This window comes from Desulfovibrio oxyclinae DSM 11498, assembly GCF_000375485.1.
In the GTDB taxonomy this organism is placed as follows: Bacteria; Desulfobacterota; Desulfovibrionia; order Desulfovibrionales; family Desulfovibrionaceae; genus Pseudodesulfovibrio; species Pseudodesulfovibrio oxyclinae.
The window spans coordinates 237,917-257,526 of sequence record NZ_AQXE01000003.1; the positions used below are offsets into that span (position 1 = coordinate 237,917).

General features: G+C 58.1%; 16 protein-coding genes. 1 reads left to right on the forward strand and 15 read right to left on the reverse strand.

Annotated elements, in window-relative coordinates:
• Positions 1-28: 28 nt before the first annotated feature.
• The 12 genes from B149_RS0105180 to B149_RS0105235 all read right to left on the reverse strand — a co-directional run bounded on the left by B149_RS0105180 (position 29) and on the right by B149_RS0105235 (position 15,471).
• Positions 29-868: an acyltransferase family protein gene (locus B149_RS0105180; protein ID WP_018124110.1), complete on the reverse strand. Its 840-nt coding sequence runs from the start codon at positions 866-868 to the stop codon at positions 29-31.
• 65 nt (positions 869-933) lie between these two features.
• Positions 934-1,917 carry an acyltransferase family protein gene (locus B149_RS16495; protein ID WP_169332905.1) on the reverse strand — a complete coding sequence of 328 codons (984 nt, stop codon included), beginning with the start codon at positions 1,915-1,917 and terminating at the stop codon, positions 934-936.
• A gap of 36 nt (positions 1,918-1,953) precedes the next feature.
• Positions 1,954-4,392 (reverse strand): DUF4091 domain-containing protein, encoded by a 2,439-nt coding sequence (locus B149_RS0105190; protein ID WP_018124112.1) that lies wholly within the window; start codon positions 4,390-4,392, stop codon positions 1,954-1,956.
• 81 nt (positions 4,393-4,473) lie between these two features.
• On the reverse strand, positions 4,474-5,916 hold the full coding sequence (locus B149_RS0105195; RefSeq protein WP_245533191.1) for a lipopolysaccharide biosynthesis protein: 1,443 nt from the start codon (positions 5,914-5,916) through the stop codon (positions 4,474-4,476).
• A gap of 5 nt (positions 5,917-5,921) precedes the next feature.
• The gene (locus B149_RS0105200; RefSeq protein ID WP_018124114.1) at positions 5,922-7,088 is read right to left on the reverse strand and encodes a glycosyltransferase family 4 protein; all 1,167 of its coding nucleotides are present in this window, start codon (positions 7,086-7,088) and stop codon (positions 5,922-5,924) included.
• Entirely contained in the window at positions 7,085-8,119 is a 1,035-nt protein-coding gene (locus B149_RS0105205; protein WP_018124115.1) for a glycosyltransferase, read from the reverse strand. Before B149_RS0105205 ends, B149_RS0105200 begins: the two co-directional genes overlap by 4 nt.
• The gene (locus tag B149_RS0105210) at positions 8,106-9,362 is read right to left on the reverse strand and encodes a glycosyltransferase family 4 protein (protein WP_018124116.1); all 1,257 of its coding nucleotides are present in this window, start codon (positions 9,360-9,362) and stop codon (positions 8,106-8,108) included. The genes B149_RS0105205 and B149_RS0105210 overlap by 14 nt, the downstream gene beginning before the upstream one ends.
• On the reverse strand, positions 9,359-10,579 hold the full coding sequence (locus tag B149_RS0105215) for a glycosyltransferase family 4 protein (protein WP_018124117.1): 1,221 nt from the start codon (positions 10,577-10,579) through the stop codon (positions 9,359-9,361). Before B149_RS0105215 ends, B149_RS0105210 begins: the two co-directional genes overlap by 4 nt.
• Positions 10,576-11,877, reverse strand: a complete 1,302-nt coding sequence (locus tag B149_RS0105220; RefSeq protein ID WP_018124118.1) for an O-antigen ligase family protein — start codon at positions 11,875-11,877, stop codon at positions 10,576-10,578. The genes B149_RS0105215 and B149_RS0105220 overlap by 4 nt, the downstream gene beginning before the upstream one ends.
• A complete protein-coding gene (locus B149_RS0105225) occupies positions 11,874-13,085 on the reverse strand; it encodes a glycosyltransferase (RefSeq protein ID WP_018124119.1) in 1,212 nt (403 codons plus the stop codon). The genes B149_RS0105220 and B149_RS0105225 overlap by 4 nt, the downstream gene beginning before the upstream one ends.
• Positions 13,086-13,104: 19 nt before the next feature.
• Positions 13,105-14,517 (reverse strand): mannose-1-phosphate guanylyltransferase/mannose-6-phosphate isomerase, encoded by a 1,413-nt coding sequence (locus tag B149_RS0105230; protein WP_040372197.1) that lies wholly within the window; start codon positions 14,515-14,517, stop codon positions 13,105-13,107.
• A gap of 87 nt (positions 14,518-14,604) precedes the next feature.
• Complete coding sequence (locus tag B149_RS0105235; RefSeq protein ID WP_018124121.1) at positions 14,605-15,471, reverse strand: exosortase/archaeosortase family protein; 867 nt, start codon at positions 15,469-15,471, stop codon at positions 14,605-14,607.
• 599 nt (positions 15,472-16,070) lie between these two features.
• On the opposite strand from B149_RS0105235, the gene B149_RS17800 reads away from it, so the two are divergent.
• Positions 16,071-16,964, forward strand: coding sequence for a glycosyltransferase family 2 protein (locus tag B149_RS17800; protein ID WP_018124122.1), 894 nt, complete (start codon positions 16,071-16,073; stop codon positions 16,962-16,964).
• Positions 16,965-17,084: 120 nt separating this feature from the next.
• Here the strand turns inward: B149_RS17800 and B149_RS0105245 are convergent, their stop codons facing one another.
• The 3 genes from B149_RS0105245 to B149_RS0105255 all read right to left on the reverse strand — a co-directional run bounded on the left by B149_RS0105245 (position 17,085) and on the right by B149_RS0105255 (position 19,585).
• Positions 17,085-17,420, reverse strand: a complete 336-nt coding sequence (locus B149_RS0105245) for a zinc ribbon domain-containing protein YjdM (protein ID WP_018124123.1) — start codon at positions 17,418-17,420, stop codon at positions 17,085-17,087.
• Positions 17,421-17,567: 147 nt separating this feature from the next.
• Complete coding sequence (locus tag B149_RS17805; protein WP_018124124.1) at positions 17,568-18,287, reverse strand: class I SAM-dependent methyltransferase; 720 nt, start codon at positions 18,285-18,287, stop codon at positions 17,568-17,570.
• 206 nt (positions 18,288-18,493) lie between these two features.
• Positions 18,494-19,585, reverse strand: a complete 1,092-nt coding sequence (locus B149_RS0105255; protein WP_018124125.1) for an MBL fold metallo-hydrolase — start codon at positions 19,583-19,585, stop codon at positions 18,494-18,496.
• Positions 19,586-19,610 lie beyond the last annotated feature (25 nt).

Here is a 19,610-nt window from a genome sequence, read left to right on the forward strand (position 1 = left end):
CCTGCATTACCTATAGCGAAGCCGGAAATCAGGAGGCAAGACTGACGACAAGCTCGTCGATACGGTTGGACAGACGTTTCAGCAGGACGGCCCCGGCTGCTGTGAGAAGAAACCCGGCAAGAAAGGAAACGGCGTATCCGGCGTGAAAAACCTTGGTGAACAGTATCAGCACCCCGCCGTGCAGAAGGAAGAATTCATAAGAATAATTCTGCACCGTAAACAGCAGCCCCGAAGAAGTGCTGAGAGATGCGTGAAATGCTCCGCCCGAACGAAAACTCTCCTTGTCCAACCCGGTACTCGCCATCAGGCGTCGCAACAGGAACCCAAGCGCAAAGGCCACGAAGAAATACGGTGGAATGTCGAAAACAAGCAGAAACCACGCCCACACGACGGTTACGCCTACACGCAACACAACGCTTCTGAGAACGGCGATGACGAAAACATAGAGATAGAAGCAGAGGATGGCGGAGACGAACCACGCGATGACGTACAGACTGTTGTCGATGAACAGGTTGCCCCCGGCCAGGAGCACGCCAATCTCGAACACACCGACGTCCTTGTATCCGTACATCATATTGGCGGCCACGACTCCCACTACCACGATCCAGTACGGAATGTAGATGCGGCGAAGCCTGCGCATGAGCCATCCGACCGGGTTGCTGCGCGCGGAAGCCGCATAGAATCCTGACAAAAAGAGGAAAAAGGAAAACGCATAGAAGAGCGGCCTGTCACTGCCAAGGCCGTAGAGCGCATTGCAATGGAACACGAACACCAGCACGGTGGCCGTGATCCGCAACACGGAATTCACTGCGGAGGTCATTTCACGCACAGAAAGCTCTCCCTTGCATTCAACACTCATAGTGGACATTACCCGATTTCTCCCGGCGTTTCATGCACCAATTCTCCTTGGCCCTATTTTTCGCATCACCCGCATCAGGGACGGACGGAAGCCCGGCCGGTACCGATCCCATCCAGCAACTCACCGCACTTTTTCCCGGCAACAGCCAGTCCCTTGCCGACCAGAAAACTCGCCGTGAGTGCAAAGAGACCGTTCACCACGGGACTGTCCCACCAAGTCACCTGAAAATACTGGTGAATGATATAAACAGGCAGCAACACATCGCCGACGGCGTCAAGCCAGGGCATACGATAGCTCTTTGCGGTTCCGAGCACGAACAGTGCGATCCCTGCACCGAGCAGACTTATGACCCCATACGCTCCGTATCCGAGCGACAGCCCCTTGATCACAACTCCCGCAAGCACCCCCGCTGCAAGCAAAGCAACCCCGACTCCCGGCCGGAGTTGCAGCCCCCTTCGGGCCATGTAGATACCGACAACGTACCCGTACGCGGTTGACCATAGAGCAACCCCGTAGGGATTGGTCTCCGGAAGGATGAGCGTGGCCGCAAAACCTCCCACCAGCAGCGTGTCGAGGACACCGGGGTGGGTCAGCATTCCATTGAACAGCGGAAAGAGCACATAGAAAATAAGGAGCAGCGTCAGGAACCACACTCCGAGACCGAAAGGACTCTGATTGTTGATGTGAAACCAGTTCAGAAAACCGCTCATGCCCAGCCAGCTTACCAGCGAATGCCAGCCCAGAATATCCGGTCGCCCCTGCACCACAAACAGGGCGGCAAGAAAGAGGTTCACGATCAGATATACCACGAACAGTCGCCGCACCTTGTTTCTCCAGTATATTCGCATATCCGCACCGGGCGGGTACCGCCGCGCTATGAAAAAACCGGAGGTGATGGCGAAGAAGCACAGGCCCGTATCCACCGGTATCCAGAAGTTATACATGATGACCCCGCGTGACCCGTGATAGACATGGCCCCAGACGACAAGCGCCAGAAACAGCAGCTTCACGTACTGGACAAACGGATTGTAACCGGTCTTGACGTCGCTCGGGCTCATCATCGCCTCCCCGCCGGATTCATACCAACGTTAGAGCTATTGCATACGGTCCATTATCGCTCCTGCGAGCTTTTCACGTGCCACGATCAGATCTTCCGGGTCGGTGGACCAGTCGTACTCTTCCCTGGCCGCCTTGGTGATGATGGCCCTGCCCTCTTCCCCGCCGCCGAGACGTTCGAGCAGGGCAAGATATTCGTAATCCTCAAAGCCATCGCGAATGGAATTGAGCCGAATGGACGGGATCGGCACACCTTTGGTGCCACCTATCAATTCGGGCTTTCCGGGATACCAGAGCGTTCCGTCGCCGTTGGCATGGAAAGCATACTGGGTGACCCATGGCTGCTTCCCCCATTTGTAGCCCATCTGGTAGTAGAGGACGCCTTCGATATCCCGCAGCCACGAGAGCGCACCGACGATCCTCGGAGAAACTGCGCCGGCGTCGATAAAATAGCTCGGCAGCTTGACGGTCTCTTCCGACATCATTGACGTGTACCACCAGACCTCTTCACCCTTGGCCTGACGCGAGCGATAAAGCTCGGCTCCGCCGTGGCGGTCCTCCTTGTCAAAGAAATTGATGACAGGACACCAGATATCCACGAGACCGCGCAACGCGGGACGGCATTCTGTCGTCACCAGCGTCTTGAGTTTCGGCGCTCCCTGCTTGATGAGCCTGCACTTCTTCTCCACATCGGCCATGTGCCGCTTTCTGGGCTCGTCCCAGACGTAGACGTAGGATTTTTCGAGCCACCCCTTGCTCTCAAGAAACTCCTGCACCGCACGCCAGTAAGCGATCCATGCTTTATCCGTCTTGATATCGGGACTGCCGGTAACGTTGATGGACGTGAAGCGCCGACCGTCGGGCATACCGTCGCCGCTCAGGGCGTCTCCGAAGAAACGCTTGGTCTGGTTGGTGCTGAGGGTGCACGAATCCGTAGCCGCGTCATAATCTCCGGTGATGGTGAAGAAGCCGGTATAAAAAGCAATTCTATGCTTGGCCGCCTCTTTCTTGCAGAGCGAATACATCCCCTTCTCCGACACGTTGGACGGATCGAATCCAAAGGCGGTCCGCAATGTAGGCTGAACTGGCAGGTCGAACGGCAACACTTCCAGTGCAACGGGGATCGTCTGCGACTCCTGCCCCTCCATGCTCACCGTAAGGTTGCTTCGGTAAATCCCCGGCTTTTGCCCCGGCGGGACGGACACTTCGATCCAGAACGATTCGTTTTCCCCGGCATTCAGGTTCATGGGCCTCTTGCGTCTGACTTCCCCGTAATACGGGTCCACAAGCGGCACGAGCGCGTCCGGCCACCAGCCGGTCTGTCCCACGTTTCGCGACGGCTTCACGATGTCCATGTATTCCTGCCGGTACACAACAACCCGCTCCTCGGGAATGCGGCTGCCGTCATCGCTTCGCAGGGAGCCAAGATCCACTTCCATGGCTTTGTGCGCGCTCGCCGAAGTCACCACCAGCTGTATGGATTCCACTTCGCCACCAGCCGCCATCCAACGAGGAGAACGTTTCGGATACGCAGGCTCGCTGAAACGCTTGATCTTCCGCAGCGGAGATTCCAGAAACATTCTGAAGCCGGCATTGTCGTTTTCAGCCACGGTATAGGCGCCGGGGACCTCGACCCACGCGCTCGCGGCATTACCGGAATCCACGGCACGCAGCCGCATTTTCAGCCGACTGCCGGGGGCCGAGGGCACCGGAATTTCCACATTGCGCACATCGCCGGATATCTTGCTGCCGCCTTTGAGCGACTGCCATGCCCCGCCGTCGAGCGAGGTCTGGACTTCATAAAAGACCTTGTCACCGGGGTTGAAATCCCGCGGCTCATCATGGCTCCATTCCAGAAGGACGTTTCCGGCCACGGGCCTTGTGGAAGGAATGGTGGTGACGCTCGGTGCCGAAGGTGCCGCGTTGCCCGTAAAGACCACATCCATGGTCAGCTTTATGCGTATCTCGTCATCGCCACCGGGACCGCCGAAAACGAGCGGGTGACTGGAGTTGCGTCCGCCGCCGATATACTTGCGCTTGAGCGTCACGCCGATGGGTTCGTCCCCGGAAACCCAGTCTTCCAGCACATCCTCGGGAATGGAAATGTCATAGCGACGATCCCACTTGGTCGCCTGCGGATGCCGCGCCCCGTACCATGGCTCGGAAAAAAGCTCCCTGCCGGACAGGGTCAGCACACTGAACCGCAGTTCCACGTCGGTCCAGTCCGGTTCATAGCGGTAGAAGACGCTCAACGTTCCGGAGCGGACCTCGGCGGTGCTCCCCGGCAAATCGGGCCGCTCGCCCTTGAACGTGACCGGATTGGCATAGACGGTGACCCAGAGTCGGTCGGCATATTCGCCCTTGTCCAGCGGCACATCGAACTCGATGCTTTCGGACGAATCCGCCCTGACGTCGTGCACGGCTATGGCCAGCACCAGAGCCGTCAGCAACACCGCCAGCATGACGAGCGACTGCACAGGCCCTGCCCCGCGCCTGAGAACAACCAAACAATCATACCATTTCCACATATCGCTCCTGCCTTGTTGGGTAACCGGGTTTCATCCGCCTATGCCCGCTTTCCGGAAAGCGGGCACGAAATCGAGAGTCTGCATGATTCTGCGGCGATCCAGCAGCGCAAGCCCGGTCAGGTACACACCGCCCGCCACCGCCAGCTTCACGATGAGGGTCTGCCACATGGGCCCTTCCACCACGTATTGCATGTATACCAGCGCCGCGATGAGAAACGCCTGAGCCGCCAGCGTCCTGCGCACCCGCTTGAACACGGTGCCGATGCCCAGTCCGATGGCCTTGAGAAGAATCCCGCTGAACAGCAGACACAGCACCGGGTAAACCGTAATCCAGACATACAACGACGCTTCAATGCCCTGCCAGAGCGAAATGCCCAGTATGGCTCCGCCCACGAGAACCAGCTGCATGAACACGAACTTGACCTGCTCCGTGATTCGCCCGAGCGCTGTAAGCGCGACCATCACGTAGCTCTCCGCCAGTTTGAAGATATTCATGAGGCAGAATATGCGAAGCGGCAGCACCGCGGCAGCCCAGCTCTCGCCGAGCAGGATGAGGATGGCCTCTTCCGCACAGAAAAAGAGTACGTAATAGAACGGCACCAGAAACAGCACCTGAAGATAGGAAACCTTCAGCGTCCACTCCCGCATGCGTTCGTGGTCCGACTTGTCTTTGGCCAGATACGGCAGCAACACCCTGTTGATGATGTTGATGATCTTTTCAAAGGGCATGTTTGTCAGTTGCTTGGCGAAGGTATAGCCCCCCAGAAACGCCGGTGACGCGAGCTTTCCAAAGATGAATACGTCCACCTTGGAATACAGCTGCGCGATGGATTTGCGCGCCAGAATCTTGAGGCCGAAAAGGAGCAGTTCGCTGACTTCGGCCCAGCGGATGAGAAATGTGGGCCGCACGGGCCTGTAGTAACTGAAGCCGATGAGCTGAAAGAATTCGATGAGTATCCACTGCGAGGCAAGCGTCCAGTACCCGAACCCTGCGGCGGCCATGGACAAGGCGCAGAAGGACGTAATGATGCGCGAACCGGTTTCGATCTTGGCGATGGCATCAAACCGCGTTTCGCGAGCCAGCAGACTCCATTGCAAGGATTTAGGCGCGCCCACAAGAAAGACGATGTTCTGGAAGGAAACCAGTGCGGTTAACCGTGGATCATTGAAGGCCCAGGCCATGAGCGGAGCCGCCAGCAGGCCAATGCCGAACATGATGACACCCGTGAGAATCGAAAAGCCGTAGAGCGCGCGTATCTGATAGTCCGATATTTCATCCGCCTGCACCACCGCCGCGCTCACGCCCATGAGGCAGACCGTGTGGGCAAAGACGGTATAGAGTCCTGAAATGGCCACGATACCGTAGTCTTCCGGACTCAGCAGCCGTGCGACCACGATGGTGACGGTCCACGTGATGACCTGCCCGAAAAGGCTCGTTCCGCCCATCCAGGCCAGACTTTTTTTCACGCCCATGCCGCTCATCGCGCTTCCCTCGCTTCATAGCCGTTGAAGACGATGCCCTTTTCGCAAATGCCGTTGGTCACCATTTCCATCATTTCCCGGTAATTCTCGGCGTAGCTGCTCCCCGAGAGCAGAGACATGGCGCGCTCCCTTCCGGCTTCGCCCATGCGTCTGCGCATATCCGGGTCCGAAAGCAACATATCCAGCTTGCGGGCCAGATCTTCGGGATCCTCAGGCGCCGCAAGCAGTCCGGTGCGCCCGTCCTCCACAATGTTCGGAATGCCGCCCGTACGACTTCCGATGCAGGGTTTGCCGCAGGCCATGGCCTCGATGAAAACCCGCCCCATGCCTTCGGAGCGCGAAGGCGTCACCAACGCCTTGCAGCGTGAGAGGTACTGTTGCACCTGATCGTAGGGAACGGGATCAAGCAGTTCCACGCCCGGAATGCCGGACGCGAGCGCATCCCACATGGCCCTCTCCGAAGCGCGGCGGTACCCCACGACCTTCAGCAGGATGTCGGGATGCCTGCTGCGGACCTCGGCAAACGCCTTGAGCAGTATATCCACCCCTTTCACATGGAACGGATGCCCGAGGCACAGCAGATACCCGGCATCGCCGCGGTCTGAAAAATGATCCGTGGGAACGTAGTTATGAAACATGACCACCGGCTTGCCCTGGAGCACGTCGGCCCACTCACGGTACTGGTCGGAGTTGAGAATCTTGACGCAATCCGCCATGCGCAGGGTGAGGCTGCCCACCAGATTGAAAAGTGTGCGCCGCACTCTGCTGACCGGCTTTCCCGCAAGGCGGGCCGCTTCGGCGTCGCGGATGTGTCCGTTGATTTCCACCACCAGTTTCGCCCCGGAAGCGAGCTTGGCAAAGACGCCCATGACGCCCAGCGTCAAGGGATCGTATACGGCGATGACGTCCGGGCGGCGCTGCCTTGCGATGCGAATGGCTCGCCAAATCATCCCCGCAGTTCTGCGGATCATGCGCCAGCGCGTCCAACGACGCTCGGCGGGATGCACATGCAACACGGCATTGGCGAAACGGTCGCCGTTCAGCGACTCATCGCCAGAAGCAAGAATGTCGAATTCCCACTCACGGGGCATGGCCTCGAAGCGCGAACGAAACTGCTCTGCATGAAGGGCCAGCCCCGGCGGAAGAATGCTCAGTATCCTCACGGCGTAACTCCCTTCCTTTCTGCCAGCAGCCGGTGCAGACAGTCGCGGATGTGCTCCACGTGCACCTTGAGCGAACTGTGCCGCCAGACATGCTCATGCGCTGCCGTCCCCACTCGGGACCGCAACTGCGGGTCCTTCACCAGACGCAGCATGATCTCTTCGAATTCGTCCACGGTTTCGGCAAAAAAACCCGTTTCACCATGACGGATCACGGCGCGTTCGGAGTGGGTGGGGCAGACCACGGCGGGCAGTCCGGCGGCCATGTAGCCCTGAACCTTGTTGGCATCCTTGAACCGCTGAAGGTTCGAGGTATCACGCCAGCGAAATGCAATGTCGGCGTCGAGGATATCCTCGGCCCATGTGTCGTTGTCGAACATGCGGTACTCTATCCAGTCATGTTCGCCCACCCGGTCGGTGTCGTAGAGAATGCGGCAGCCGTGATTGTCGTGAAGCCTGCGAAGCACCGGCAGCACGGGATCATTCTGAGGCTGATTCAGCCAGACGCCGGTCCAGTAAAGCGTTACCCCGTTAACGGCATCACTCGCCTGCTTGAAGGATCCTTCGTTGGCGTCATTGTAGATCTGCCGGGGAAGGTGAACAGGCTCGGTCCCTGCCCTGCGCACGACTTTTTCGAGCAACGGCGAGCACACGAGGCAGCCATCGAGCAGCGAGAACCGCTTCAGGTCCCGGCGCTCCCAAGGATAGTAGCGGACATGCTTCAACATGCGCCGCCATGTCGCGTCCTCGTAAACCGAGGGACACAGGAAGGTATCCTGATAGTCCAGCAGCATGACTTTTCCCGCATCCCCAAGAGCGCGCATGGTCCGCAGTTCCGGAAGGTATTTGATGAAAACAAGCGCATCGAATTCCTGAAGTTCGTCAATGCGAAACGGGTTCCATGAGAAGAAACCGCACTCAAAGCCGTGGTAGGACTCCAACTCCCGTGCCACCTTGCGGCCGGACTGCTCGAAGGAGTTGGCGTCGGTCACTGGACCGAAGCCTATTCTGGTGGGACGATCAGTTTCGCGCATCGGCCCCTCCCCCGTTCCTGCGGCGGTCGATCTCGTCATGCATACGCCCGATGACCGATGGCCAGACGTATTCTGAAAGCGCCAGCTTCCGCCCCTTTTCGCCGACCTTTTGCCGCTTGGGACCGTCGTCCATGAGATCAAGACAGGCCGACGCAAAAGACTCCGCATCATCGCGTATCATAAGATGCTCTTCGTCCTTGCAGAGGATGCCCTCACACCCGAGCGAGGTGGAGACGACCGCGGTGGACATGGAAAAGGCTTCCAAAATCTTGAGCCGCGTCCCGCCGCCGTAGCGAAGCGGCACCACGGCGACCGCCGCGCCATGAACATAGGGACGAACGTCATCCACGGTTCCTGTCACGGTCACGCCGTTTGCGGGATCGTGCAGGGCGAGCACGTCCGGATGAGGCTTGCGCCCTACGACGCTCAGATGCGCTGCGGGACGGCGCTGGCGGATGCGCGGCAGGACATCCCGGACAAAGCCGATCACGCCGTCCACGTTGGGGAGCCAGTCCATGGACCCGACGAAGACCAGTTCGTCGGCACACTCCCTTTCGGCCCCTCCCGGAGTGAAGTAGCGGTCGTCCACGCCGTTTTCCACCAGCACCGCACGGCCGGAAACGCCGCACATGCGGTCGATCTGGTCGCAATCCTCGCGGGAAACGGCCAGCACCGCATCACAGGCGCGAAACGCATCGCACTCGAAGCGACGCATGTTGCGGGCATGCAGCGAAAGTGCGGCCCACCGAGGTCCGAAGCGCTCCAGATCGCGCATTCGATCCGCTATCTGACATTCCACGTTATGGGCGTTCAGGGTCACGAACGGCCGGAACTCGCCGACAATGCTCGCAGCTTCCCCCGCCAGATGAACGGTTTCGATGTGCACAAGGTCATACCCCTGCCCGAGCCGGTCCCGGAATCTCCTGGAGAAATCGTCGTTACGGTACTTCATGGTGGAAACCGGCAGTCCGCGCACGGCTGCGGAGATCAGTTGCGAGACCGTGGTCCCGTGCCCGAGAGCGGGATTCGGAATCTGTTCCACCCTGCTGACGCCGAGCTCAAGCGCTCCGTCCACCCAAGCCTGCGTTTCAGAGAGGTCCATGGACGGGTCGCAATAACTGATGACGTCCACATCATAGCGTTTCGCAAACCCTGCCAGCGTGTTCCATGAACGGATTCTGGCTCCGGTGTCACAGGGGTAAGGCGGCCTCGCCACCGCAAAAAGGACCCGCTGCCTGCTCATGCGACCTCCCCTTCCGGCTTCTCCGTACGACCAATCTTCTCAAGCATGGCTTTGGCAATGGTCGCCGAGCAGGTTTCCGGGCGATACCGTTCGCGACTCAACAGACAGTTCTCGCGCATGACGCGCAGACGCTCTTCATCTTCAAGCAGCAGGGAAACAGCGTCCGCAACCGAGACGGCGTCCGGTTCTTCCATGACCAGTCCGGTCTCACCGTGCTCCACCATTTCCGGAATACCGGCACTGGCCGAGGCAACCGCCGGCAACCCGCAGGCCATGGCTTCCTTGATGACGTTCGGATACGCATCGTAGCGCGCGGGATGCAGCAGCAGGGCCGAGGAAAGATACTCAGCCCGAAGCCGCCCGTGCGAGACAAGACCCAGGTGCCTTGCGCCCTTGGGCAGTCGCTGTTCGGCAGGGCCTCCAAGGACGATCAGCTCAAGCTCGGGAAACGTGCGCCGCACAATCTCGAAAGCGCGGAAAACGATATCCCCGCCCTTGCGGTGGAAATCCGTGCTGACGAAAAGCAACTTCTGACGGCGTTTTCCAAGGGCCTGATGCAGCTCGGGAAACGCGATCTTGCAGGCCGTGGGAGCAACCGTCACCTTCTCCGGACTCAGCCCGTAATCTTCGATCATGGAACGCCTTGCGCTCTCGCTGTAGGTAAAAACAAGGTCCTTGTCCTGCATCGAAGCACGCTCCAGTTCAAAGAACCGCTCCCGGTACGAGGAAAAGTTTTTAGGCAACCACTGCGGCCAGTGGCGTTCGACCATGGAAACGGTCTGGTCGTGGTAGGAAAAGCTCTTGGCTCCGTTGCTGGTGACCGGGCCGAAAAGACACCCCACCTGAAAGAGCGCATCCTGCGGCTGACTGTACATTTCAACCGCCCTGCGGAACCTACTGGTGCGCGCCTCGAACGCCCGTGGATGCTTTGCCGCCCACTCCATGCGGCGATGGAATTCTCGTCTGGCGTCAAACGGACGGCAGAGCATGGCTTTGAAGAGGCAATACAGGCGGCTGCGCCGCGCGGCGGTCTCGTCGTCGGCATTGAGCACATTCGTATGGAAGGAACGCCCCAATCCTTCGTAGAGCCAGTTCTTGCTCGTCCCGGCCTGCACGTCAGGTCCGGCCCACTGGTCCAGAACAAGAAGGGAAGGAGCAATGCGCGACTTGGGCGGTCCCATGAGGCCCACATCGTTCAAGTCATGATATGAACTCATTTGCGCTCCTTCATCTTGTACCGGCGGCGGGGTGCGGCGCGAACCGATTCGGCCTGCGCCGCCGACCGGGAAACGGGAGGAGAATCAGCCATGACCGGAGCCTGAGCCGGTTCAAGTGCCAGCACCCGCTCGCGGACCATGGCGATGAACAGCACGAAATACAGAACGAAAATATACCCCCACGAAAGAAACATTCCCCCGAATACATACGCGGTCAGTGAAAGCCGTATACCCTTGCCCAGCCAGTCGTTCTCATCCTTCGGCGCAGCCCTTCGCCATGCGGAAAACAGCATGGCCAGAAACGCCGCGAGACCGAAGATGCCCAGCTCCGCGCCGATCTCGATGAACGCGTTATGCGCTTCGCTCCACTTGCCGCCACTATGCGTCTGGCCCTCGGCCACGATGAAGGTGGAAAGGCCGGTGCCGGTAAGCATGTTTTTCTGGAACAGCTCCAGCCCGTTCTTCCAGACTTCTATACGACCGTGTTTGGCCGTCATGTTGTAGTCGTCCTCCAGGTTCACCATGGACGTAAAGCGGCTCAGTTTTCCCGGCGGCGCAAAGGCGAGCACCAGCATAAGCGCCAGCCCGCCGAACATGGCCAGCCTGACCACGCCCTTCACACCATGTGACAAGGCCCAGACCGTCACGGTGCCCACGAGAGCCACGAGCCCGCCCCGGGACTGGGTCAGGACGATGGCCCCCAGCCCAAGCACTGCGGCGGAGCGAAGCGCCCATTTGTAGAGCGGCTTCACATGCTTCATGGCTGGCAGGACCAGCGCGAGAATCATGACGAAGAGCAGCGCAGTATCGTTGGGGTCATACGTCCAGTTGGCGGCCACCCGCCCCCCGACGACGCGCGGATGCAGAAAACAGATCAACCCAAGAACGATCAATGTCAGCACGGCGCCGCCGATGACGTAGTTGAGATCTTCGCGCCGATCCACCTGACAGTTGAGCGCCAGCAGGAATATTCCGCAATAGAGAATGAACTCCTTGAGAAACCCCAGCGACTTGCTGCCGTAAACGCTGAATGCCACGCTGGCGATCATTATCCCCACGAACAGCACGAACTTGCGGAAGGTCGGGGAAAGCCAAAGCATATTCAGCCTGTACCGGCTGGTCCCGCCCTTCATCAGCAGAGATATGCCCATGATAAGAAACATCACCAGCACGAGTCGCAACGGCCACAGGAAGACGAAGACCTCCTGCACACGACCGAGGGTAATCATGGTGCCAAACAGCATCAGATTGGCCAGAAGGCCCGGAGAACGTCTTATGGCGACCTCCACATTGCTCATGTTGCCTCCTCGACGAAGGGCTGAGCGTCACGGATGACCTCGTCGTAGAACTGAAGGTGCCTGCGGCTCCACTCGCCAGTGCCGAAATCGCTTTGAACACGCTCATAGGCGCGCCTGCCGTGGCGACTGCGGATCAGCGAGTCATCCATGTACATATCAAACCCTTCGCGAAGCGCGGAAAGATCGTTGACGGGATACAGCACGCCGTCGTCGCCGCTTCGCACCACATCCACATTCCCGCCGACCGCCGGCGCCACCACCGGCAGTGCGTACGAACGGGCCTCCAGCAGGCACATGGGGGTGCCTTCCCAGATGGATGTCTGCACCAGCAGATCGGCTCCGCGATACACGGCGTCCATGTCGGAGACGAATCCCGTGAACACAACGTTGTCGCGGATGCCCATACGCCGGGCAGCGTCCTCCAGATTCGCCTGCAACTCGCCGTTGCCCACCAGCAGGTAGTTCACCGGCGCGGCGCCGTTTTCGGAAATGTTGCGGCGTATCATCTCAAGATACAGCGGATAGTTCTTCTGGGTGCAAAGCCTGCCCACATTGATGACCACCGGCAGCGAAGGGTCCAGCCCGAAACGCGCAGCCAGTTCCTCGCGGGCCTTGTCGCGGCCTGAAAGCAATGCGGAAGGGTCAGGCTCCGGCAGCTCGATGGCATTGATGATGGCGGTGGATAATCCTCTGCAACGCGGCGGGAGAGAGCTTTCCAGCACCTCGCGCGAGCAGCCGATGACGCCGTCCGCCAATCGAAGCCCCATGCGCTGAAAACTCTTGATCATGGCGGCCATGCCGCCTTTGGGAAGAATCAGGCCATGCAGCGTGTAGACGACTACGCCCCTGTAGAGTCCGAACATCCGCATCAGCTCGGCGTAATAAAGCGACTTGTAGCAGTGGCAGTGCACCACGGAGATATGCAGCTCGTGCAGTCTATTCGCCACACTGCGCAAAAGGGGGAATGAAAACCGACTGCTCGTGCGAAAGATCTCGGCAAAGACCTCGATATCCCCCAGCGAACGCATGAGATTGCCGTTGCGCTGCTCGCCCGCCCGCGTCTCGACCACCATGAACAGACGACAGTCCAAGCCCATGGACCGCATGCTGCGGCACAGGCCGACTGCCACCTTCTCCCTTCCGCCGAAATCGCCGGAGAAACTGAAGTGGGCCACGCTGGGCGTCGGATTCTGGCTGGTCGTGTTCAAGGAAGCTCCTTTGCCGCCCTCAGCGTTTGTATTTGTCTTCGAGACGCACAATATCGTCCTCGCCGAGGTAACTGCCGGTCTGCACCTCGATCAGTTCAAGCGGAATCCTGCCGGGATTCTCCAGCCGGTGAACATTACCGAGCGGGATGTAGGTGGACTCGTCCTCGCAGAGCACGAACTCTTCGTCGCCATTGACGATGCGGGCCGTCCCCTTGACCACGACCCAATGCTCCGCGCGGTGAAAATGCTTCTGCAACGAGAGGACCTCACCGGGTTTGACCACGATGCGCTTGACCTGAAAACGGTCGTCCACAGTAATGGACTCGAAGCTGCCCCATGGGCGATAGACCGTCTTGTGCGCCTCGGTCTCGGGCCGCCTGGCGGCCTTGAGGCGGTCCACCACCGTCTTCATACCGTCCAGCCTGTCATGCGGTGCCACAAAGACCGCATCCGGGGTTTCCACCACCGTGGTGTCTTCCAGACCGAGGGTCACCACGAGCCTTCCGGACGAACGCACGTAGCAGTTGCGGCTCTGCTCCAGAACCACGTCACCCAGTGCACTGTTTCCGGATTCGTCACGGGGGTGCATGTCATGCAGGCTTTTCCATGAGCCGAGATCACGCCATTCGATGTTCATGGGGACCACCTCAATGCCCTTGATCCGCTCCATGACGGCACAATCGATGGAATCGGCCGGGCAGCGCGCGAAGTCCTCTGCGGAAAGGCGAATGAAATCAAGATCGCGGTAACAGCCGTCCACCGCAGCCCTGCACGCTTCAAGGATCTGCGGGGCATGACGGCCCAACTCATCGAGATACCGCGATGCCCGGAAAAGAAAGATGCCGCTGTTCCAGTAGAACTCGCCGGATTCGAAGTATTCGCGGGCCGTGTCCAAGGCGGGCTTTTCCACGAATGCATCCACCTGATAGACGTCCGGGGCGAGCTCCGAGCCGCGCCGGATGTAGCCGTAGCCCGTTTCCGGGTTGTCCGGGACAACGCCGAAGCAGACCACCCCGCCCTCTCTGGCGCGTTCCGCGCCGACGGCAACCATCTTCGCGAACATCGCAAAGTCTGGAATGGAATGATCGGCAGGCATGACCAGCATCACTGGGTCTTCATCCTCGCAGAGCATGGCGGCCACGGCCGCGGCCGGTGCGGTGTTTCTGCCCGATGGCTCAAGCAGCACCTGCCCTGCGACATCGCTGTTTCGCAGCTGTTCAGCCACGAGAAAGCGGTGTTCGTCGTTGCAGACCACCATCGGCCCTTGCGAACCGGTGATCATCCCACACCGAGCCAGAACGTCCGAGAAAAGATAGCGATCCCTAGACACCTCGATGAACTGCTTAGGATACAGCGTTCTGGACAACGGCCAGAGCCGGGTTCCCTTTCCACCGCAAAGTATGACGGGCTGCAAGGCAGTGCCTGCGGTCATGATTTCCCCCGATGTTGCGCCGCAGCAGCGGCACGTTATGCGCCAACTTCGCGCCCCGCTCTCCCCAGCGGGACACGCATGGGCCCCTTAGTCCCGACTCTCCGAAGCATTCCGGGAGCGGTCCTCTATTTTCTTCAACACAATGGCTGCTCCCCCGAGCAGCACCATGGCCATGATGAACACGGCCATTCCAGCGAATTCATGGAAAAATCCTTCGGCAGCAGCCCTGCCGTAATACCGTGAAAGCACGCCGGTCATGATCACCCGGAAGGCGTTGGTCATGACTGCGAATGGTATTGCGCTGAGCACGAGCAGCCAGCGGGTCCACGTTTTGCCGAGCATCAGAAAGGCCAGTGTGACGGCAATGGCGATAAGCGACATGAGTGAACGCATCCCGCTGCACGCGTCCGCCACTTCCAGCACGATATTGGGAAACGAGATAATGTTTCCCTCGCGCCACACCGCGAAATTCATGATCTTGAGCGCGAGAACCGAGACCTTGGTCACGAAAAGTTTGAGGGGAAAGGCAATGGCATCATAGATGATGTAAGGAAGCGGCACCATGAGCACCAGATAACCGAGCGGAAGACGCAGTCTGTTGAAGGTTTCCTTACCAAAAAAGAACAGGACCGACCCGGCAAGAATAACCACGAGCGAAAGCCGCATGTTGAAATATTCCGTGGCAAGCCACGCGAAAATGAGCTGCACAACTCCGGCGGCGATGACGAGGAGCCCGATATTGGAAGGCGTGGCGCGAGTCTCGCGCAATCGCGGCCAGTCGCGATAAACGAACCACCCCGCTATGAACGGGATGAGAAACCCGTGCGAGTAGTTGTCGTCTATGTACCAGTTATGGACCATCCTCTGGATGATGGAACTATAGGCCGCCGCCAATACGACCAGCAGCCCCGCGAGCTGGAACCGGTATTTGTAGAGCGATTCGGAAAACGTCACTTTGCCCCCGGCATGATGCTTTGAACGACACCGTCACAGACGCCCCGCGCGCCCATTCGGAAAAAGCGGTTTCCCCGTCCGCTTCGAGTCGTTCGAGCTTTTCGTGTTTCTATGTCCCTCGTCATTGAGAGCCAAAAACATGCCAAACGGAGACAACGTGAGAAAACAACACTATATCAGTTAGTTAAAGAGCATGAGCAGTATATTCTTCAAAGGAAGCGAACACTGGACTCCTGAAAAACCGGACAGCGGCGATTATAGCCCAACGGCTTTGTTCCGGAACAATATGTCGCGTTCCTTCAACCCGCTCCTGAGCTGCCACGCCTCCAACTGGCTGCTCAGGTGCAATCGCATTCTCACCACGGGTATCTTCAGCTCTGACGACTGTCCGGTTTTTTCGGAATCCCGTTGCAAAGGAAAAATGGAATGGAAGCAACGCAGCCATATTCCCCACCCAATAAGGTAGAACTTTTACCCCTCTTCAAAAATAACCCTCCCTACGATGAGAATGGACCGTTTGTTGCTTTTGATTTTGGAGTGTCCACAGAGTTCCTCCTGTTGAACACACGGCTGGCAACGCTTCACAAAGGAGTTCGCCCATGGTGTCCGTTTCCGTTATTTCACCCGTGTACAATGCAGAAGCTACACTGGAGCAAATGGTCGAGACGATTGTCAGCCAGTCTTTTGAAGACCTTGAGCTCATTCTCGTCGATGACGGTTCAACCGATGGGACCCACGATCTGACTCAGGATCTTTCACGACGCGACCCGCGCATCCGATTGCTGCAAAAGGAAAACGGTGGGGCCGGGAGTGCCCGCAATCTGGGTCTTGAGCATGCCAAGGGGAAGTACGTTACCTTTCTGGATGCTGACGACGAATTCCTGCCGAACCGGTTTGAGGCACACATACAACGGCTTGAATCAGCACCAAATTTGGTGGCGGTTTACGGTCGTTTCAGGGTTCGGGACCAGAGCGATGGACAAACCTTCCATGTGAATAATCCCTTTCCCGCGGAAGGAACCGCCCCTGCGGATTTCGTGAATTTCATGCTGCGGGCGGGGATGTTCTATCGGCTGGATTCGGCAACCTACCGAATGGAGAGCGTCGGCAGCCTGAGGTTCGACACAAAGCTCAAGCTCGGACAGGACTTCAAATTCATACTGGAAATGGCCTCGCGCGGACTCCACGCACCGGATAACGGTTACTGCGCCACCCTGACACGAGGGCATGAATCCATCACCAGACGTCGAGCACGCCACATGTACAGCAGTGAAAAAGCCCTCATTTCAGAGTTCATCCGCAACCATGGGTTGGGGGTGGCGGCTAAATGCCGCTCCATGTCGCACCAGCACGTGCGTTTTTCCAAACGATACCAGTCGAAAATGACCGGCAAGGCATGGTCACACGCCCTGCGGGCCATACCGTGGAATCCGCTTAACATCAGTGCATACAAACACATCCTTGGCGAACTGGTGCTGCAACGAAGCAGCTGACGGCAGGAAGGCAATCATACACGGCCACTCATTCTGGCAACGAAAAAAGCCCCGACTTTCATAGCCGGGGCTTTTGTACCGATCCGAACCCCTGCTTTCGCAGAGTCCTCGCGTCAAGGATCAGCCTTTCTTGACGACCGATGTTTTCAGCATCATGGAGCCGAATCCGGTAATTTTGCAGGAGATGTCGTGCACTCCGTCTTCCGGTTCGACCAATTTGATATTCTTCACCTTCGTCCCCTTCTTGATGGGAGTCGAAGCCCCTTTCACTTTCAGGTTCTGGGTGACGATAACGGTGTCTCCATCGGTGAGGACGTTGCCGTTCATATCGGTATAGACGCGTTCTTCGGTGTCCCCGGCCTGAAACTCGTGCCCACACTCGGGACAATTGAGAATACTGCCGTCAGAGTAGACATACTCGGAACCGCACTGCGGACAATCAGGTAATTTTTCCATAATTTCCAACCATTGGTTTGATGTTGCCCCCTTCCATTAATGGAGAGCCCCAAAAGGCGCAAGCGATCAAATCCGGCTCAGGATGAAAGTTGTCCCGGACTCTGAACACAACGCAATCCATTCAGGCAACGGAATGCTCCGGCGCGTCTACTTGGTAAGCTTCAAGACCACGTTGGCAAGACTGAAATACTTGAGGAACGTGTATCGCCAATATTCGTTCGGTGCGACTCGGTAGATCATCCGCTCCAGCGCAACCGCGTAGTTGACCGGCGAGGCCTTTCCCGTATGTCCAAGCAGCACCTGTGCCTTGTAGCCGGTATTCTCTGCGGCCTGCATAAGCTCTTCATAGGTGGGCAGTCCGATGTGCCCGGCAACGTATTGGCGAATGTTATAGGAGTGCGGAGCTCTGATATAAAAGACTCCGCCCGGTTTCAGGTTCTTGTAAACCCCTTTGAGAAATGTCTCATGGTGTTCCCACGGTATGTGCTCCACAACGTCGAAGCTGTAGGCGATGTCAAAGCGTCCGACGTCAAATCCCCCGGCATCCACCGTCTTGAACGTCACGTTGTCCAATTCCAGCGCCTCGGCAAAAAGAGCCGCACTTTGTATTGACGGTTCCGAGATGTCGATGCCGGTCACGTCGAATCCAAGCTGCGCAAAATAGCATGAATACGCACCGCCTCCACAGCCAACGTCCAGCACCGAGCCTTTGGGATGTCGTGAAATAGCACGAAACAGAGACCGCAGTTTATTCGGAAGCTTCGGTTTGAGGCAGGTTTCATATGCCGCACACGTCTTCCTGACCGTACGGGCCTCCCTCTCCGAGACCCCTGTGCAGTCAATCTCGGGAATCTTCTTGAATCGCATCACTTCTCCTGATTATGCAAAAGAACGCCAAAGCAAAATTCTTTACTGAGGAAATGATACGATAGCAAGGTTCCAGCTTGATCGTTGCATGTAAAGAACATGAAGATAAGATAAAGGCCGCATCAGATGCGGCCTTTATCTTATCTATCAAGGAAAAGCATTTCCCGTCTGGATGCAGGTTAACATCCTGTGGCTCTAAACCGAACTCACCTCTCCCACCAATTGGCGAATGCCTGCCTGCGGTTTTCCAGATCTACCGTTTCACCGATGCGGGGTGTTACGAGGCGATAGGATCTGCCCTCGCTCGCCTTGGCAAATCGCTGAAACGGATCATCCCATGCATGGTAGGCGATGCTGAACCTGCCCGCATGGGATGGCATCGCCGCCTCGGCCTGCAGGTCCTCGGCCGCACGAGCCGCCTGCTCCGGCATCATGTGCACATATTTCCACGCCTCGTTGTACTGTCCGCTGTCCAGCATGACGAGATCGAAGCCTCCGAACCGCTCCCCGATTTCCTTGAAATGCGGGCCGTATCCGCTGTCGCCGCTGTAGAAGACCCGACGGGACGGGGTCTCCAGCGCAAAGGAAACCCACAGGGTCCGATTGCGGTCGAACAGGCGTCCGGAAAAGTGTCTGGCGGTCAGAACATGGATGGAGAGACCGTCCTCCAGACGGAGTTCGTCATCCCAGTCCAGCTCGTGCACCTTGTCCTCGGGAAAGCCCCAGCGAGCAAAATGTTCGCCAACGCCAAGCCCCGTGACCACATGCCGCACCTTGGGCAGGAGGGATGTGACCGTCGCATGATCCAGATGGTCCCAATGGTCATGCGATATGAGCAGATAATCAATGGGCGGCATGTCAGCGGCCGTATAGAGATTCGACCCTTCAAACGCGCGCGTGGAAAAGAAAACCGGTGAAGCGTGGTCGCTGAAGACGGGATCAATCAGGATGCTTTTGCCTCCCAACTGCACGAAGTACGAGGAATGGCCCAGCCAGATGACCACGTCTGCATCCGGATCAAGCGATCTGAGATCCGTCTTGACCACCGGCAGTTGTCCGGAAGGCTTCAAGCTGTCACCATCACGGAAAAGGAATTTCAGCATCCCGCTGATGCCGATGCCGCCTTCAACGATGTGTTCAATGGGGACACGGTTGCGAAACGTGCCGTTTTCATAGTTGGGAGATCGGGATATCCGCTCCAACCGCTTTCCCTCGGGCAGTCGGCCGAACTTTTCATGTCCCAGATAGAGACAGCCGGAGACAACAAGCAACGCAAGGAGCGAAATGGGAATCATCATTTTTTTACGAAACATTCTCTTGGCC

Bases quoted from the DNA above. Each gene is read 5' to 3' on its own strand.
- B149_RS0105230 (WP_040372197.1), bottom strand. From the start codon at position 14,517: ATGACCGCAGGCACTGCCTTGCAGCCCGTCATACTTTGCGGTGGAAAG.
- B149_RS17800 (WP_018124122.1), top strand. From the start codon at position 16,071: ATGGTGTCCGTTTCCGTTATTTCACCCGTGTACAATGCAGAAGCTACA.
- B149_RS0105220 (WP_018124118.1), bottom strand. From the start codon at position 11,877: ATGAGCAATGTGGAGGTCGCCATAAGACGTTCTCCGGGCCTTCTGGCC.
- B149_RS0105205 (WP_018124115.1), bottom strand. From the start codon at position 8,119: ATGCGCGAAACTGATCGTCCCACCAGAATAGGCTTCGGTCCAGTGACC.
- B149_RS0105255 (WP_018124125.1), bottom strand. From the start codon at position 19,585: ATGATGATTCCCATTTCGCTCCTTGCGTTGCTTGTTGTCTCCGGCTGT.
- B149_RS0105195 (WP_245533191.1), bottom strand. From the start codon at position 5,916: ATGGGCGTGAAAAAAAGTCTGGCCTGGATGGGCGGAACGAGCCTTTTC.
- B149_RS17805 (WP_018124124.1), bottom strand. From the start codon at position 18,287: ATGCGATTCAAGAAGATTCCCGAGATTGACTGCACAGGGGTCTCGGAG.
- B149_RS0105180 (WP_018124110.1), bottom strand. From the start codon at position 868: ATGTCCACTATGAGTGTTGAATGCAAGGGAGAGCTTTCTGTGCGTGAA.
- B149_RS0105215 (WP_018124117.1), bottom strand. From the start codon at position 10,579: ATGAGTTCATATCATGACTTGAACGATGTGGGCCTCATGGGACCGCCC.
- B149_RS0105210 (WP_018124116.1), bottom strand. From the start codon at position 9,362: ATGAGCAGGCAGCGGGTCCTTTTTGCGGTGGCGAGGCCGCCTTACCCC.
- B149_RS16495 (WP_169332905.1), bottom strand. From the start codon at position 1,917: ATGAGCCCGAGCGACGTCAAGACCGGTTACAATCCGTTTGTCCAGTAC.
- B149_RS0105245 (WP_018124123.1), bottom strand. From the start codon at position 17,420: ATGGAAAAATTACCTGATTGTCCGCAGTGCGGTTCCGAGTATGTCTAC.